18 protein-coding genes are annotated in these 16097 nt (G+C 66.7%); 13 read left to right on the top strand and 5 right to left on the bottom strand.

What is annotated here, in order from left to right:
* Nucleotides 1–27 precede the first annotated feature (27 nt).
* Both OG817_RS13460 and OG817_RS13455 read left to right on the top strand, forming a co-directional pair.
* Complete coding sequence (locus tag OG817_RS13460) at nt 28–855, top strand: universal stress protein (protein ID WP_406054610.1); 828 nt, start codon at nt 28–30, stop codon at nt 853–855.
* A gap of 42 nt (nt 856–897) precedes the next feature.
* Nucleotides 898–1482 (top strand): CBS domain-containing protein, encoded by a 585-nt coding sequence (locus OG817_RS13455; RefSeq protein WP_406054608.1) that lies wholly within the window; start codon nt 898–900, stop codon nt 1480–1482.
* A 157-nt stretch (nt 1483–1639) separates the two neighbouring features.
* On the opposite strand, the gene OG817_RS13450 is transcribed toward OG817_RS13455, so the two are convergent.
* Nucleotides 1640–2008 (bottom strand): hypothetical protein, encoded by a 369-nt coding sequence (locus OG817_RS13450; protein WP_406054606.1) that lies wholly within the window; start codon nt 2006–2008, stop codon nt 1640–1642.
* Between the two features lie 141 nt (nt 2009–2149).
* Between OG817_RS13450 and OG817_RS13445 the strand changes: the two genes are divergently transcribed.
* The 4 genes from OG817_RS13445 to OG817_RS13430 all read left to right on the top strand — a co-directional run bounded on the left by OG817_RS13445 (nt 2150) and on the right by OG817_RS13430 (nt 6026).
* Entirely contained in the window at nt 2150–2965 is an 816-nt protein-coding gene (locus OG817_RS13445; protein WP_406054604.1) for a phosphatase PAP2 family protein, read from the top strand.
* A gap of 84 nt (nt 2966–3049) precedes the next feature.
* Nucleotides 3050–3955 (top strand): lysylphosphatidylglycerol synthase domain-containing protein, encoded by a 906-nt coding sequence (locus OG817_RS13440; protein ID WP_406054602.1) that lies wholly within the window; start codon nt 3050–3052, stop codon nt 3953–3955.
* Nucleotides 3952–4590, top strand: a complete 639-nt coding sequence (locus tag OG817_RS13435; RefSeq protein WP_406054600.1) for a glycerophosphodiester phosphodiesterase — start codon at nt 3952–3954, stop codon at nt 4588–4590. The genes OG817_RS13440 and OG817_RS13435 overlap by 4 nt, the downstream gene beginning before the upstream one ends.
* A 323-nt stretch (nt 4591–4913) precedes the next feature.
* A complete protein-coding gene (locus tag OG817_RS13430) occupies nt 4914–6026 on the top strand; it encodes an alpha/beta hydrolase (RefSeq protein ID WP_406054598.1) in 1113 nt (370 codons plus the stop codon).
* A 27-nt stretch (nt 6027–6053) separates the two neighbouring features.
* Here the strand turns inward: OG817_RS13430 and OG817_RS13425 are convergent, their stop codons facing one another.
* Nucleotides 6054–6392: a hypothetical protein gene (locus OG817_RS13425; RefSeq protein ID WP_406054596.1), complete on the bottom strand. Its 339-nt coding sequence runs from the start codon at nt 6390–6392 to the stop codon at nt 6054–6056.
* A 360-nt stretch (nt 6393–6752) separates the two neighbouring features.
* Here OG817_RS13425 and OG817_RS13420 point away from each other — a divergent pair, with 360 nt between their 5' ends.
* Nucleotides 6753–7130, top strand: a complete 378-nt coding sequence (locus OG817_RS13420) for a hypothetical protein (RefSeq protein WP_406054594.1) — start codon at nt 6753–6755, stop codon at nt 7128–7130.
* A gap of 526 nt (nt 7131–7656) precedes the next feature.
* On the opposite strand, the gene OG817_RS13415 is transcribed toward OG817_RS13420, so the two are convergent.
* Nucleotides 7657–8079 (bottom strand): Hsp20/alpha crystallin family protein, encoded by a 423-nt coding sequence (locus OG817_RS13415; protein ID WP_406054592.1) that lies wholly within the window; start codon nt 8077–8079, stop codon nt 7657–7659.
* Nucleotides 8080–8195: 116 nt separating this feature from the next.
* A complete protein-coding gene (locus tag OG817_RS13410; RefSeq protein WP_406054590.1) occupies nt 8196–8900 on the bottom strand; it encodes a universal stress protein in 705 nt (234 codons plus the stop codon).
* Nucleotides 8901–9299: 399 nt separating this feature from the next.
* On the opposite strand from OG817_RS13410, the gene OG817_RS13405 reads away from it, so the two are divergent.
* From OG817_RS13405 to OG817_RS13380, 6 genes are all read left to right on the top strand, one after another.
* A complete protein-coding gene (locus OG817_RS13405) occupies nt 9300–10139 on the top strand; it encodes a phage integrase central domain-containing protein (protein ID WP_406054588.1) in 840 nt (279 codons plus the stop codon).
* A gap of 179 nt (nt 10140–10318) precedes the next feature.
* Entirely contained in the window at nt 10319–11314 is a 996-nt protein-coding gene (locus tag OG817_RS13400) for an NADP-dependent oxidoreductase (protein WP_406054586.1), read from the top strand.
* A 45-nt stretch (nt 11315–11359) separates the two neighbouring features.
* Nucleotides 11360–12226: an alpha/beta fold hydrolase gene (locus tag OG817_RS13395; protein WP_406054584.1), complete on the top strand. Its 867-nt coding sequence runs from the start codon at nt 11360–11362 to the stop codon at nt 12224–12226.
* Nucleotides 12227–12264: 38 nt separating this feature from the next.
* Nucleotides 12265–13077 carry a hypothetical protein gene (locus tag OG817_RS13390; RefSeq protein ID WP_406054582.1) on the top strand — a complete coding sequence of 271 codons (813 nt, stop codon included), beginning with the start codon at nt 12265–12267 and terminating at the stop codon, nt 13075–13077.
* A 49-nt stretch (nt 13078–13126) separates the two neighbouring features.
* On the top strand, nt 13127–13861 hold the full coding sequence (locus OG817_RS13385) for an SDR family oxidoreductase (RefSeq protein ID WP_406054580.1): 735 nt from the start codon (nt 13127–13129) through the stop codon (nt 13859–13861).
* A gap of 57 nt (nt 13862–13918) precedes the next feature.
* Nucleotides 13919–14521, top strand: a complete 603-nt coding sequence (locus tag OG817_RS13380) for a TetR/AcrR family transcriptional regulator (RefSeq protein ID WP_406054578.1) — start codon at nt 13919–13921, stop codon at nt 14519–14521.
* Nucleotides 14522–14999: 478 nt separating this feature from the next.
* Here the strand turns inward: OG817_RS13380 and OG817_RS13375 are convergent, their stop codons facing one another.
* The gene (locus OG817_RS13375; RefSeq protein WP_406054576.1) at nt 15000–15986 is read right to left on the bottom strand and encodes an alpha/beta fold hydrolase; all 987 of its coding nucleotides are present in this window, start codon (nt 15984–15986) and stop codon (nt 15000–15002) included.
* Nucleotides 15987–16097: the final 111 nt, after the last annotated feature.

The raw sequence follows: 16097 nt of genomic DNA, 5'->3' as shown, positions 1-16097 counted from the left end.
GGGAGGGTGAAGTTGAAGGAGGCAACGATGACCAAGCGACGAGTGGTGGCAGGCATCGACGGTTCACCGGCCGCGGAGATCGCGATCAGGTGGGCCGCGACCGAAGCGGCGGCGCGCGGCGCCGAGCTGCGATTGGTCCACGCGTTCGTCTGGCCCCTGTTCCACGTGCCGCTCGGTGCGAGTGACGCGGCGCCTGGCCTGCGGGCCGCCGCCGACAGGATCGTCCGCGAGTCAGTCGAGTCGGCCAGGAAGTTCGAGCCCGGGATCACAGTCGAAGGACTGCGGGCCGACGGCTTCCCGGCGCCTGTGCTGATCGAGGCGTCAACGGACGCGGACGTGGTAGTGATCGGAAGCCGCGGCCTCGGCGTGACCCTGGGCGCATTGATCGGCTCGACCGGCCTCGACCTCACCGCCAACGCACACTGCCCGGTTGTCGTCGTCCACCCCGGCGAGACGACAGCGACCGAACTGGACGCTGTGCCCGGACCTGTGGTCATCGGTTACGACGGATCGTCGCCCAGCCTGAAGGCATTGGATTTCGGGCTGGAGTACGCCCGACGACACAGCCTGCCGGTGCGCGTGATCGCCGCTCGGCACCTCGCCGACGACGCCATGCACGACCCCGAATCAGAGCTGGCGGCCCGCGACGGCGGCAGCGATGCCGACATCGTCCGGGTCACCGGCCATCCCGCCGAAGAGATCCTCCGGCTGTCCGCGAACGCGAGCCTGATCGTACTCGGCTCCCGCGGCCGCGGTGGCTTCGCGGGCATGATGCTCGGCTCGGTCAGCCAGACCGTGCTGCACTATGCGACCTCGCCGGTCGCCGTGATCCCGGCCGCCACCGTCGGCGGCTGACCATCCAGAGTTTCGAGACCTTCGCACAACGAGGTGATGACGATGATGATCCGGGACCTGATGACCGCACCGGCGGTCACCGTGACCGCCGAGACGCCGATCAGCAAGGCGCTGCGACTCCTGGACGATCGTAAGATCACCGCGATGCCTGTTGTCGACAAGGGCGGCGTTCTCGCCGGAATCGTCAGTGAGGCAGACCTGGTACAGGACGCGGCATTGCTGAACGACCGCGTTCCCGTCGCCGCAGTCCGCACGACCGCTGAGACGCCGCCTCGCCGGGTGGCCGACGTGATGAGCTACCTGGTAGCCACTGTCGATGCCGAGGACGATCTCGAGGTCGCGATCGACTTGATGTGGTCGACGATGGTCAAGAGCCTGCCTGTGCTCGACAAGGGCCGCATCGTCGGCATGATCAGCCGCAGCGACATCGTCCACCTGCTGGCCGGCCGCGACGACCGGATCCGCACGGAGGTGCGCGAACTGATCGACGCCGAGTGCCCGGACTGGCAGGTGGAAGTCCACGACGGAATCGTCACCGTCACCGGCCCGTCCGATCCACACGAGTGCAAGCTCGCCGACGTGCTGGCCGGCACCGTCAAGGGTGTCGTCGCGGTCCGCATCCACTGACGTGAGCATGCGGCGCAGGGATCCGCTCGCCACCGGCCTGATACACCGGGACCTCGCCGCGACGTACGCAGCAGAAAGCCCCGCACTTGCGGGCTGCAAAGGTTCGGCCGGTACGACGTGGTTCGCCGCACCGGCCGGGTTGCAGGGTTCGGCTGGATCAGACCGGGTGACCGGCGTGCCACCAGCCGGCGTGGTCGATCAGCTCGGCGGCCAGAACGACCAGGATCGACCCCATGAAGATCGCCAGCAGCACCTCCGCTGCGGCGGTCTCCGCGAGGGCGAGCGCGACCAGCCCCAGTACTGCGGACAGCATCGCGAGCCCAGTCTCGATCTTGCCGGCGCGATCCCGCTTGTTCCCGCCGACCAGTACCGCGAACGCCACGGCTCCCAGCAGCAGTCCGACCGCGGCCATTCCACGAGCGTCCTGCACGAACGGCACATCGCCGTCGATCAGGTAACCGACATACGGCACGGCGATGGCAGCAACCAGCAGCATCGCGACAAGATCCCTCACCTTTAGCCTCATCAACCTCACCTCCTTCCCTACACCTCCACCGTCGTCCTGCGGGCAGCACCACAGCAGGGTCGAAGTCCTCACGGTGAGGGACCCAAAGGCCCCTGCATCCGCAGGCTCCGGTCCGACATCGTGGCCGGAGGGGGTGAACTCATGTCGCTGAGGCTGAGCGGTGCCAGGCGGCGGCGGGTCGCGTGGGAGGTCGTGGTCATCCTCGCCGGGATCGGCCTGTACTTCGGGGTCCGCGGGCTGATGGAGACGCGGGTCGACCTGGCGTACCGCAATGCGGAGCGAATCGTCGAGATCGAGCAGTCCGCCGGCATCTTCACCGAGCCCGGGATGCAGAACGCGGTCGCGCATCACGGCTGGCTGGTCGACGCTGTCAGCTACTTCTACATCTACGGGCACTGGCCGGTGCTCGCGGTCACGTTGCTGTGGCTGATGATCCGGCACCGTGACGAGTACTCACGATTCCGCAACGCCATGCTCATCTCCGGCGCGATCGGACTGCTCATCTTCGCGGTCTTCCCGGTCGCGCCGCCACGGTTCCTGACCGGCTACGGTTTCGTCGACACAGTCACCGAGCAGACCTCGGCCTACCGCGTGCTGCAACCGCCTGCCTTCGTCAACCAGTACGCCGCGGTGCCAAGCCTGCACTTCGGCTGGAACCTGCTGATGGGCATCGCCTGGGCGAGTTTCGGCGGCCATTGGATCGCCCGGCTCTTCGGCTGGCTGATGCCGCCGGCGATGCTCGCTTCGATCGTGCTGACCGCGAACCACTACCTCCTCGACGGCCTGATCGGCGGCGTCATCGCCCTCCTCGCCCTGCTCGCGGCCACCCGTCTCGCCCAACGGCATCGTCGTCGGCCCATGGCGCCGAGAGCAACGGTTGGGCCGGCGGTACGTCCGTCGGCCTCTGACGGAATGTCCACTACGCGTACGCCAGGATGCGGCAGCCAGGAACCGTAGCTATTGTCTGACCCGTCAGGTACTCGGCAGGCTGCATCCAACTCCTCACGCTCCGCTGTCCCGAGTGCCCGGAAGGAGCCCTCCGTGCCACTGGGACCTGGGCGCATCGCACAGCTCTGGCGGATCGCCCGCGCGATCCTCACCCACCGCGTCACTCACATCACCGCGCTGCTGGCCGCCGTCGGCCTCTCCCTGTGGAACGTCGACCGCGTCCCACAAACAGCGGTGCTGCCCGCGGTCGCGGGCCTGCTGCCCTTCGCTATCGGCAAGTACGTTCTCTGCCCACTACGGTGGCACGCGCTCTCGACCAGCGGCCGCTCGCGGCGCTGGCACCTCCGTGCCTACGCGGAGAGTGAGGTCCTCGGCCTCGTCTCCCCGTGGCACGCCGGCGCCGACGTGTGGAGAGTTCATCGGCTGGAGCGAGTCGGCGTACGGCGGACCACCGCGGTGTCTGAGGTCGCGCTGGACCGCTTCGTCGGCGCGGTAGGGCTGATCCTCGCTGTCGCGATCTGCGGCGTCGCGATGCCATTGGCCGTACTCGCCGTCGCCCTGGCCGCCGCGGCCGTCGTACTGGTGGCGGCCCTGCTCGTGAACCGCCGGCGACCGGGCTTGGCCGGACGCTGGCCGTGGCCATCACCGAAGGTCTTCGCGCTCGGGGTGCTGCTGTCCGTCGGGTATCAGACCACGATTCTCGGCCTGCTCGTCGGAGCCATCCACGCGGTCGGCGACTCGGTGTCACCCGTCCAACTCGTCGCCGTTTTCGGAGCCAGTCAACTCGCAGGCGTGCTGCCCGGAGTCCATGGAGCGAGCCCACGCGAGGGAGCCCTGGTCGCCGGCTTGGCCTCTATCGGCGTCTCGTGGACAGCCGCCTTCGGAGCCGTCGCCCTGACAGCGCTGCTCTATTGGATCCCGGCTCTCCTGGTGGGCGGGGGCTGCCTCTTCCTGCGCTGGCGCGGCTGGTTCACCGAGCCGTCGCCGGGTACCTCATGACGCATCAGTTGGTCGTTGCACACAGGGCCGGGAACGACCTGGACACGCTGCGGACCGCACTAACAGCAGGCGCAGACCTGGTCGAGGCCGATATCCATGCCTTCCGGCGGCGCCTCGAAGTACGCCATCTCAAGTCACTCGGACCGTGGTGGCTCTGGGACCAGGGCATCTTCGTCCGCCGCCGCGACACCCACATGCTCCACCTGGAGGGCCTGCTGGAGGCGGCGAACGGCGACCCTCGTCTGCTTCTGGACCTGAAAGGCGTCCACCCGAGACTCGCGAAGCGCCTGGCCGCGGCCCTCCCGGCCAGCACGGTCACCATCTGCACGCAGCACTGGTGGATGCTCAACGCCTTCCGCGACCGCCCGCACGTTCGCCTGGTGCTGTCGGCCGGCAGCCGCCGCGCCTTGCGCCGCCTGCGGAAACGGCTACGCACACGCCCTGCCTACGGCGTCTGCATCCACCGCCGACTCCTCACCCCCGACCTCGTCACCCAACTCCACCGCCACGCCGCCCTCGTCTTCACCTGGCCAGTCGACACGGACCAAGCCCTCCGCCACGCCCACCACCTCGGCGTCGACGCCGTCATCGGAAAGGACCTCTCGCTGCTCCGCCCAGACAGCGTTGGCGACTAGAAGCGTTCGGGGGACATGGTGATGGCGACGCTTGGGGCATTCGGGCGGCGCAGTGGCCGCAGCCTTTGCAGAAGTCGAGGTCGACCTCGTACTTGCCGTTGCCGAGCTTGATCACTGCGTTGTCCGGGCAGACGCCGATCAGGGCCGGCCTGGCCCCCGTTGTCGGTGATGGTGACGCTTCCGGATGCAGTTCAAAGGACCACAGGACCCGCTCGACCATCTGCCTTGCGGTATGAGGACCTCCGGCACTGTGTTGCGGCTGCCTCGCACCACAGGCTGGGTCGAGAGGGCCGCGCATCCGCGGCCTGCGGAGGTGACCAACGATGAAGCGAGTCAGTCCCCATCGACAGATCTTCCAAGCGAGCCTGGTGTTCACGACCGGATGCCTCGTGCTCGGCGTGGGGGTTGGCCTCGGCCCGCCGTACCTGGTGAAGGCGGGCTTCCATCTCATCACCATCATCGGACTCGCGATTCTGGCGGCCGGTCTGGTCCTGCTCGCTCTCGGGGGTGTGACCTTGGTGCGCGCGGCCCGGAGTTGGCGCCGCCTCCTGCTGGTTCCTGCCCTTCTGGCTGCGGTAACCATCGCGCTGCTGTCGATCGGTCCGGCGGTGGGGGCAACCAACGTACCGCCCACGACGGTCGGGTTGGCCACTCCGGCGAACCACGGCTTGGCCTTTACCGAAGTCAAGTTCAGGACCGTTGATGGGGTAGCTCTGGCCGGCTGGTACATCCCGTCCGGCAACCACGCGGCCGTGGCCTTGCTCCACGGCGCCGGCTCGACTCGCTCGGACGTCCTCGAGCACGCTGTCGCGCTGGCGCATCACGGATATGGCGTCCTGCTGTTCGACGCGCGTGGTCATGGCCGCAGCGGCGGCCGCGCCATGGACTTCGGTTGGTACGGAGACGAAGACGTCACCGCGGCCGTGTCGTTCCTTCAGACGCAACCGGACGTCGAGGACGACCTGATTGCCGCGGTCGGATTGTCGATGGGCGGTGAGGAGGCGATCGGGGCCGCGGCAGTCGACCGGAGGATCCGCGCCGTCGTCGCCGAGGGCGCCACTCATCGAGTACCAGCTGATCGTGAGTGGCTGTCCGACGAGTTCGGCTGGCGCGGCAGCCTCCAGGAGGGTCTGGACTGGCTGACCTACGGAATCGCCGACCTGTTCACCCCCGCTGATCAACCGCCGGCATTGCGCAATGCGGTGGCTGCGACTGCGCCACGGAAAGTGCTACTGATTGCCGCAAGCAACCGTGCCGACGAAGGAGACGCGGGCCACTACATCCGATCCGCGTCAGCCGGCACCGTCGAGGTATGGATCGTCCCCCACACTGGACACATCGGCGCCCTGAACACCCATCCGCGCGAGTGGGAACAGCGGGTCACCACCTTCCTCGCGTCCGCCCTCCACCTCGAAGGAAACAAGACCTCGCCATGACCACCACGAAAACCCCGGCCACGTCCCTTACTGCTTGGGCTGCTTGGCGCGGGGAATCGAGATGATCGTCCAGCCTGCGGCGAAGAGGACGACCAGGAGGACGCGGAGCCACTCCGACCATCCGCTGGTCCAGACGGCAGTGCCGAGCACCCAGGGGAAGCACAAGAACCAGACCACGAGCTCGGCGACGATCGGCAGATCCCGGATCGAGCTCGCCAGCGCGTCGAGCCGGTCGGAGCGCAGCAGAACGAAGAAGATGATCCACATCCCGACCATCCAGACGAACCACAGCTTCGAGCCCGTGGTTGCCTGACGCGGTGGGGAGGCAGCAACTGTGCCGGAAGGCTTCGGAGATTGCTCGGACATGATGACTCCTCTCTCCGTCGGCGAGTCCGCAGCTCATCGCGGGCCTGCACCATCTCGAGGGTCTGCCTCCCCGCCACGGGTGTCACGGGCCGTTCGGCCTGTTCGTCAGGGCCTTCATCGGCAATTGACTAGAGCCGTTGGCCGCGCCAGCACCGTCTTCGTCATCGCCGGATCAAGCAAGGACTCCCCGCCGTCAGCCGTCGTACGGCGCCACACCACCCGCTCGGGACTTTGGTCCCTCATCGACCCGGTCCCGCTCCTCTGACCATCGGCCCGATCGTGGCGGACCTTTGTCCCTATCGCCGCCGACGCACTCAGGTTGATCGTTGGACAGATACGCGACCCCTGAGGAGTGGACCCATGCAGCAAGTGGGCGACAAGCCGCTGAGCGACGTCGAGCTGGACGACCGGGACGCCTATTGGCGGGCGGCCAACTTCTTGTCGGTAGGCCAGATCTATCTGCTCGGGAACGCTCTGCTGCGGGAGCCGTTGCGGGCGGAGGACGTGAAGCCCCGGTTGCTCGGTCACTGGGGTACGACGCCTGGACTGAACATGCTGTACGCGCACCTCAACCGGGTGATCCGGCAGCGGGACCTGAGCATGATCGTGGTGATCCTGTGTTGCTCCAGGCGTGGAGAGAGTATTCGGTGTCAGCTCGGAGAGACTTGCGTTCGCCTTGGAGTTGCCAGCTGCTGCCAGACAGTGGAAATTGCACGAATCCTGACGCCGATGGGCTGACGACCCAGGTCGCCACTGGGCTTACGATCGGCGACTGATCCCGATCCACCGAAGGAGTCTCGCTGTAGATCGTGACACCGTCGACGTGCTCGCAGATCTGCATCACCGCGACAGGTCGCCCTGCTGCGTCGGCCGTCAGGCCCATGAATCCGTTGGCCGGAGGCTCGCAGGCGACCAGGAGGCTAGCAGCACAGAACAACAGGGCAGCCGTGAGCGCGCGCCCACCCCTCGATGCCATGTCGGCACGCTAGCGAACCCATTCAGAAGTGATCGGGGCCGTTAGGACCTTGGCGTGGGACTGTTATGCCGCCGCTACGTTCTGGCCATCTTCGGCATCGAGGTCGCCGACCTCCGGGTGAACCGTGGCGAGGTCGTCGCACAAGTCGGTGCGGACGGGTGAGTGGCAGGTCGACCTGCGGATCGCGGCCGTCAGCCACCGCGGACGTCGAACTGTACGCGCATCGTGGTCGCGACACAGCAACTGACCCGGTCGGGGTGGGTCCGGCCGGGTCAGTCTTCGTGAGCGTCAGTCGGTCTGCTCGATCGTGATCGAGCGCGCCTCCTGGGGCTTCGCCGAGATCGGCACGGTCACCTCGAGGATGCCCGCGGTGTACTTCGCCGCGACCGAGCCCTCATCGGCTCCTTCCGGCAGCATGACCCGGCGGGTCAGCGAACCGTAGTGGAACTCCGAGTGACCTCCGTCGTGCTCCTGCTGTTGACGAGTGGCCGCGATGGTCAGCATGCCGTTCGCGACCTCGACCTTGATGTCCTTCTCCGGGTCCATGCCGGGCAACTCCGCCCGTACGACGTACTTGCCTTCGTCGCTGAACGCCTCGATCCGGACACCGCGCAATGTCGCCGGCAAGGCGAACAAGTTCGGCAGGCCCTCGGCCCAGTCGAACAGATCCGCGAACTGGCGCCAGTTGTCCCGGTGCTGCAACGTCGTCATGGGATCTCCTTTCTGTCGTCCCCGTCCTCACTTCCACCACACCTCGGTGGGAAGCTCTGTCACAGGGGCCTACGGACCGCCTGAAATGGACCTTCGACCCAGTGCGAACGGTCACTTCACAGCGGGTGCTGATGGACGATCGCGACCGGGCGGTCAGCGTGCTGAAGAATCCCTCGGACCGTCGAGCCGAGCAGAGCTGCCATCACTCGACGATGGCTGCGGCCTCCGACGACCAGCAGTTGCGCCTGTGCCTCATCGGCCGCATCGATCAGCTCGGCAACCCGGTGACCTTGCCTCAGCTCGGTCTCGAACGCGATGCCGGGGAATCTCGTTCGGCACTGCTGGACAATGGTGCCCAACCGGTCGTTGTGATACTGGCGCGCGAGGTTGAGTGCTCCTGCTGTCGACGCGGGATCTCCGGTGAAGACGGTAGGGACCGCCCAGCTGTGGACCAGCCGGATGGCGGCCCCCCGTTCCGCGGCCAGGCCGGCGGCGAAGGCCACCGCCGCTTCGCATCGCTCGATCTCGTCCACGCCGACCACGATCGGCGCGGTCTGCTCGCCCGGACTCCATTTCGGCGGTACGACGACTACCGCCGTACCCGACTCGGATACCACGGCCTCTGCCGTAGAGCCGATGAGCGGCCGGCCGATGACGCCTCGGCCGTGCCGCCCGACGACGAGCATCCGATCGTCGGCGGTGCATCGTCCGAGCGTGTGTGCCGGTGGACCGGAGAGGACCACGCCCGTGTGCAGCCCGACATCATCATGGCGGTCGAGATACTCGCGGACGTCGGCCACCAGGTACTTGGCCTTCTCCACCGCTGCCCGTGTGCCAGTCCCATCCTACGAAGCCATAGCTCGGCGACACCGCAATCAACCGGAGCGCTCAACGCACCTCTTTATGCACCTCAATCAGCGCGAGAGGATGGTTGCCGATGAGAACTTACGCGCAACAAGCAGCCACGGAATCCGTTACCTGTTTGGGATTCCGAGCATCATTGAAAACGATGATCATCCTCAGCTGGAATTCAGCGGGTTCGGGGTTCGAGTCCCTGGCGGCGCACAAAAGCCCAGGTCACGCCAGTGTCCGGGCTTCGTTGTATCTGCAGCGTCCCCTTTACGTCCCTCTTTGACACTGCGGCGCCCCGGCTTGAGCACTCGCCGTCCTTCTTCGGCTCTCGATCAGGTCGCCTCTTCGGCGTTCTTCTGATCGTGACTGTGCGTCACATCACGCCGATTCGCATCGTTGCCGAAATCTCGGATTCTCCGCTCCGACCAGCGTTGAGCAGCCAACCATCGCAGGGTTGGAGGCATGACATGTCGAGGCCACCACTGCCCATTGGCACCTGGGGAAGCATCTCCACCCGCGTCGCAAAGACCGACGAAAAGGGCAAGCCCGTCAGCTACCTCTCAAAGGCCAACTTCCGCGACCACGACGGTCACGTCCGTGACGTCACCGCGTTCGGCAAAACCAAGACCGCGGCCGAGCGCGCCGTGCTCAAGAAACTCCAGGACCGCGCCAAGACCAACCAGTCCGGCGAGCTCACCGCAATGCACAAGATCAATCACCTCCTCGACCTCTGGGAGAAACGTTTCGAAGGCATGGTCGCCGACGGCACACGATCCCCGACGTCGCTCGACACCTACCGTCGCGCCCTGAAGAACCACATCCGGCCCGCCCTCGGCGAACTCCGCATCGTCGAAGCCACCACCCCACGCATAGACACCGTCCTCGCCAAAATCAAGACCACTGCGGGCGCTCCGACCGCCAAGACCTGCCGCGCCATCCTCTCCGGCGCGATGAAGCTCGCCGTCCGCTACGGCGCGATCTCCGTCAACCCCGTCTACGAAGTCGACGCCATCGAGGCCCCACCCAAGAACCCACCGCGAGCGCTCATCGGCGAAGAAGTCACCCTCCTGCGGAAGAGCCTCGCCGCGGACGAACGCGCCGTCCAAGCCGACCTCCCGGACCTGACAACGTCCGCCAACCCAGCCGCCGCGCAAGCCCTCCACCAAGCCTTCGAAGACGCCGACCTCCTCCGACCGTCGGCTCAGTGATGTAGCGAATGTCCGGATCGCGGTCGCGGAGCTGACGCCGGGGGTACCCGCGCAGCGGTCCAATCGGAGTCCGCGTCTCACGACGACTTCCTTGACAAACTAACTGAGTATGCTCATCATTGAGTGAACTCAGATTAGTTGGTCCGGGACAAGTCATCGGAACGAGGAGGGAAGTCTTCATGCGTGCGTTCGTCGTCAAGCAGTACAAGGGGCCGTTACAGCAAGCGGATGTCGCCGAGCCTGTGGTCGGAGAGCACGACGTGCTCGTACAGGTCCAGGCTGCCGGGCTCAACCTGCTCGACGAGAAGATCCGGGCGGGCGAGTTCAAGCAGGTCCTCCCGTACAGGCTGCCGCAGATCCTCGGCAACGACGTCGCCGGAACGGTGATCGGCGTCGGCGCGAAGGTGCAGGGATTCAGGCTCGGCGACCAGGTGTACGCCCGGCCCGACAAGGACCGCATCGGAACATTCGCGGAGCGCATCGCGGTCGCCGAGGCCGACCTGGCGCTCAAGCCGGCATCAATCAGCCTCGAGGAAGCGGCCTCGCTACCGCTGGTGGCCTTGACCGCGTGGCAGGCACTCGTCGAGCGGGGCAACCTGCAGCCGGGGCAACGGGTCCTCATCCACGGCGGCGCCGGCGGAGTCGGAACGATCGCGGTCCAGCTCGCCAAGCACCTCGGCGCCACGGTCGCCACCACGGTCAGCACCGGCAACGTCGACTTCGTGCGCGAGCTCGGCGCGGATCTCGTCATCGACTACCGCCGCCAGGACTTCGAACAGCTCCTCGACGGGTACGACCTGGTGCTGGACAGCCTCGGCGGGAAGAACCTCGAGAAGTCGCTGCGCGTACTGCGCCCCGGCGGCAAGGCGATCGGGATCGCCGGCCCGCCCGACCCGGCGTTCGCCCACGAGCTCGGCGCGAACCCGCTACTCCGGCTGGTGATGACCGCCCTCAGCAGCCGCATCCGCCGCCAGGCCCGGCGCCTCGGCGTGACCTACGAATTCCTCTTCATGCGCGCCAGCGGCGGCCAGCTCCGCGAGATCACTGCCCTCGTCGACAGCGGCGCGCTGCGCCCCGTCGTCGGACGGGTCTTCGACTTCGACCAGACCGCGCAGGCAGTGCAGTCACTGGAAACGGGAGGCATCCGCGGCAAAGCCGTCATCAGCAGGACCTGAACAAACCCATCTCACCACGTACGAACCAGGAAACAGGAGAACACCATGAGCACGAACAGGCACACACAGGACAACGTCATCACTCCATACAAGGACGCGCCGGCCCGCACCGTCGACGCCAGCGGCGTCACCTACGCCTACCGCGAGCTGGGGCCAAAGGGCGGCATCCCCGTCGTCTTCTTTGTCCACCTCGCCGCGACCCTGGACAACTGGGACCCCCGCATCGTCGACCCCATCGCAAAGGGCCGTCACGTCATCACGTTCGACAACCGCGGTGTGGGTGCGTCCACGGGCCAAGTTCCGGACAGTGTCGAGGCGATGGCCGACGACGCCTACACCTTCATCACGGCGCTCGGATTCGACAAGATCGACGTCTTCTCCTTCTCTCTCGGCGGTTTCGTCGCCCAGGCGCTGGTGGTGAAGCACCCCGAGCTCGTCCGCAAGCTCGTCCTCACCGGCACCGGGCCGAAGGGCGGCAAGGACATCGACAAGGTTGTCGGCACCACGTACTGGGACATGCTGCGAGCAGCCCTGACCAGGTCCGACCCCAAGGAGTTCCTGTTCTTCAACCGCAACGCCACCGGCAAGCCCGCCGCGCGCGCGTTCGTCAACCGGCTCAAGGAGCGCACCGTCGACCGCGACACACCGATCAAGGTCAAGGCGTTCCAGACCCAACTGAAGGCGATCCAGAGGTGGGGGCGCTCCGCCCCCGACGACCTGTCGACGATCACCCAACCCACCCTGATCGCCAACGGCGACAACGACCGCATGGTGCCCTCGATCCTGTCCGAGGACCTGCACCGACGGATCAAGAACAGTGAGCTGATCATCTACCCCGACTCCGGTCACGGCGGCATCTTCCAGCTCCACCAGACGTTCGCCCCCATCGCCGTCGAGTTCCTCGCCCAATGACCACCCGAACACTTCAACCGCATGAGAAGGGCAACACCATGAGCACGTCACTGTCCGCCGCGGCACTGGACGTCAAGAAGCACTTCACCTCCTCGATCCTGCTGTGGGTGCGCACCGACCAGCCCCGCCAGACTGGAATGGACCACTGGAAGGGCCCGCACTCAAAGATCATCTCCGCCACTCCGGGCTTGGAGGAGTACCGGCAGATTCACCTCGCCGAGCACAATCCGGGCCGGTGGCCGGTGACCGACGGGGTGGAGACCTCGATCCCCGCCGACCGGAAGATCGACGGCGTCGCGGAAGTCACCCTGCATTCGGCGCTCTCGCTCTCGCCCCTGCAAGGGCGCAAGCAAACGCAGCTGGCCTACCAGGACGAGATCAACGTGTTCCGCCGCACTCTGCTCTACACCGGCCCACCGAACTCGTCTCGCTGGTACGACGTCGCCGGCCCGGGAGAGACAGTCGGTGCCCGCGCCTTGATCTACCTCCGCCGCAGAGACGGGGCCGGCGCCGGTGAGTTCCGGAGGTTCATCAAGAAGCAACTCGTTCCCGCACTCGCCGGCACCACATCGCTCAGGGAACTGCGCACGCAGACGTTCCTGCCCTGGATCGAAAAGCTGTGGGACACCCCGAACGTCGCACACGACAACCCCGACGACCAGCACTTCCACGCCTCCCTCATCCTCGGGTTCACCGACACCGCATCACGCGACGCCTTCTTCACCAGCAACGCGATCGCGGAAATCTCCAACCAGCTGGCACCGCTCGCCTCCACCATCCACGCGTACGACGTCACCGCCGCCCTGACCTACGTCAAGAACGGCGCCATCCTGCCGCACTACCGGCAATAGCGGCTTGGCTCGCCCGCACGCGGCGATCCCACAACAGAAAGGACCCAACATGCCTTCCCTCAATGGAGCAGTTGTCCTGGTCACCGGGGCAAACGGCGGCATCGGAACCCACTTCGTTCACCACGCTCTCGCGCGCGGCGCGGCGAAGGTCTACGCCACGGCCCGCACTCCTCGCCCGTGGGACGACGAGCGCATCGTCCCCCTCACCCTCGACGTCACCGACGCCGCGTCCATCGCTGCGGCCGTGACCGCGGCGCCAGACGTGACGGCGCTCATCAACAACGCGGGCGCCAACCCGCCGAGCGCAAGCCTGCTCGAGGTGACCGAGTCGGACATCCGGACCAACATGGAGATCAACTTCTTCGGGCCTGTCCTCCTCGCCCGTGCGTTCGCGCCGATCCTCGCCGCCTTGCCGCAGGCCGTTCTCGTGGACGTGCACTCGGTTGCGAGCTGGTATGGGTTCGGTGGCATCTACAGCGCCGCCAAGGCCGCGCTCTGGTCGGCCACCAACTCTCTGCGGCTTGAGCTCGCGCCCCACGGCGTCCATGTGACGGGAGTGCACATGGGCTACGTCGAGACCCGCATGGCCGCACACGCCGACGGGCCCAAGCTGCAGCCCACGGAGCTCGTCACGAAGGTCTACGACGCCGTCGAGGCCGGTGAGTACGAGGTCATCGCCGATCAGCTGACCGCCCAGGTCAAGGCGGCTCTGAGCGGCCCGGTCGAGGCGCTCTATCCGGAGCTCCGCGACACGAGGGCTCCTCTTGTCGCCGTGGAAGAATGAGCGCCGGCACATTCGAGCCCCCACAACAGGAGCCCACAGCAGACAAGGACGGCAGTCATGCCACTCGACTCCCAACCAGTCGGACGGCGCGAGCGGAACAAGCAGCAGAAGCTCGACCGCATCACCGCCGCCGCCCAAGAACTCTTCGCCGAGCGCGGCGTCGACGAGGTCACCACCCAGGAGATCGCCGACAAGGCCGACATCGGTGCGGGCACCCTGTTCCTCTACGCCAAGACCAAAGGCGAACTCCTCCTGCTCGTGCAGAACTCCACCTACGCCGAAGCGCTCACACAAGGCAGGTCGGCGGCCGAAAGCATCCCCGACCGACTCGACGCGGTGATGGCAATCGTCCGCCCGGTCGTGGAATGCAACCGCAAACAGATCGACAACGGACGAACCTACCTGCGAGAGATCGTCTTCGGCGACCCCCAGGAACCCCACCACCGCGACGCCCTCGTCCTCACCGTGCAAACCGAACAGGCGATCGCCGACGTGCTGCAGCGAGACGAGCGCGTCAGCTCCGGCGACGCCGCAACGCTCGCGCACATCGTCTCCGCGATCATGTTCGTCAGCATGGCCGCGACCATCAACATCGCCAACCCCGTCGACGACATCGTGCAAGACATCAGAGACCAAGTCCGGGTCCTGCTACCGAGCTAGTGCCCGCCGCCATCACGCGACCGGGTCGCTCGCCCTTCGGGGTGGGCGACGGTGTACTCGGCCGCCAGACGTCCACGTCACCGACCTGCTGCTGGAGTTCTGGTCCGGCATCGACCTCCTCCGCACCGCCGTCCGCGAATCGTAGGGAGACACCGCAAGAAGCGGGCCGCCAAGCCCGCCAGAACCGAACTAACCCGTCAAACATCAACCGAGCACACCACGTCAACCATCACCCGAGCCTGGACACCGATCGGGTCCGACGTGAGGCGCTCCAGTACGTCGAGCGCGGCTGGCCCATCGCGCGACTCGCCACCAAGCACAGCGGATGCCGCCGTACGCCCTTCCGGCCGGATCGCGCAATGAGGTGAAGTGGGACGGCTACCTTCACCGAACTAGTCAAGCTGTCGCCTGCGTCACGGCAGACTTGACCACCGCGCTGTAGGACGTCGGATTCCGCGAGAATCAACACCGTCGGCGTTCATGCCCCGATGTCGGCGAGCCACTGTGCGACTGCCTGCACGCAGAGGACGGGGGCCTCGACTGGAAGCAGGTGGCCAACGTCGTCGATGCGTCGGGGTGTCCAGTTCGGCCGCCGGGCGTGCTGCATGAGTGACGTGGGGTCGACCAGCGGATCGTCGCTTCCCCACAGCACAAGTACGGGCACCCGCACGGAATCTAACGCCTGGTTCGTCCGCCGCTGTGTGATGAACATGGCTTCGATGGTCGACGCGAACGCCGTGGCCGTGCCTGCCAGCCGTTCCGGGTGCTCGCGGGCCGCGTCGAGGTCATCCAGCCACAGGTCGACCTGCGCGCGTGAGACACGGCCCGGGTCTCCGCCGATGAGGTTGGTGCGGCCACCGGAGATGGCGACACCATCCTTGATCGCGTTGCGCTTGGCGTCCAGCATGCGCCGGCCGGCGAAGCGCAGCATGATGCGTGTCGCGGGCGGGCCGGCTGCGACGGCGAGTCGTCCCAGCGTCTGCCACGCGAGCGCCTCGGCTGGTGATGTCAGGCGCCACGGCAGCGCCGGGGCCACCAGGACGACTCCCAAAGTCTTGTCGGGCATCATCCCTGCGGCCAGCGCCGCCACCAGTCCACCCGTCGACCAGCCGTGCACCACCACCTGGCCTTCGACGTGGAGCTGCCGGACGAAGGCCGGCACAAAGCGAGCATCGAGGTCTGCGCGCGGCCCGTGCCGATAGGGAGCACCGGTGTGGCCCGTAATCGTCCCCGGGAGGTCGACGGAAATCACCGGTCCAAGCTGTCTGAGGTGAGGAACGAGGTCGATCCACATGCTCGCGCTGCCGGTCATCGGGGGCACGAGCAGGTGAACTGGTGCGTCGGGAGCGGCAGCCGAGGCGGGCTCCGCGCGGATATAGTGCACGGGCACGCCGCACACGCTCGTCGACACGCTGCGCAATCCCGCCCACTGCTGCGCCCGGACGCCCCAGTCGTCGTAGCGCACGGAGATCCCTCCCGCCCTTCCCAGTGGTACTCGCAAGCAACATGGTATTCGCAGGCAACGCGGCGACCGTTGTTGTCTGTGGACGGGGCGACGATGGCGAACGCCGCCTTC

This window comes from Kribbella sp. NBC_00889, from assembly GCF_045207705.1.
Classification (GTDB): domain Bacteria; phylum Actinomycetota; class Actinomycetes; order Propionibacteriales; family Kribbellaceae; genus Kribbella.
Note: the sequence above shows the minus strand (reverse complement) of the source record. Positions and strands in the feature narration are given on the sequence as shown.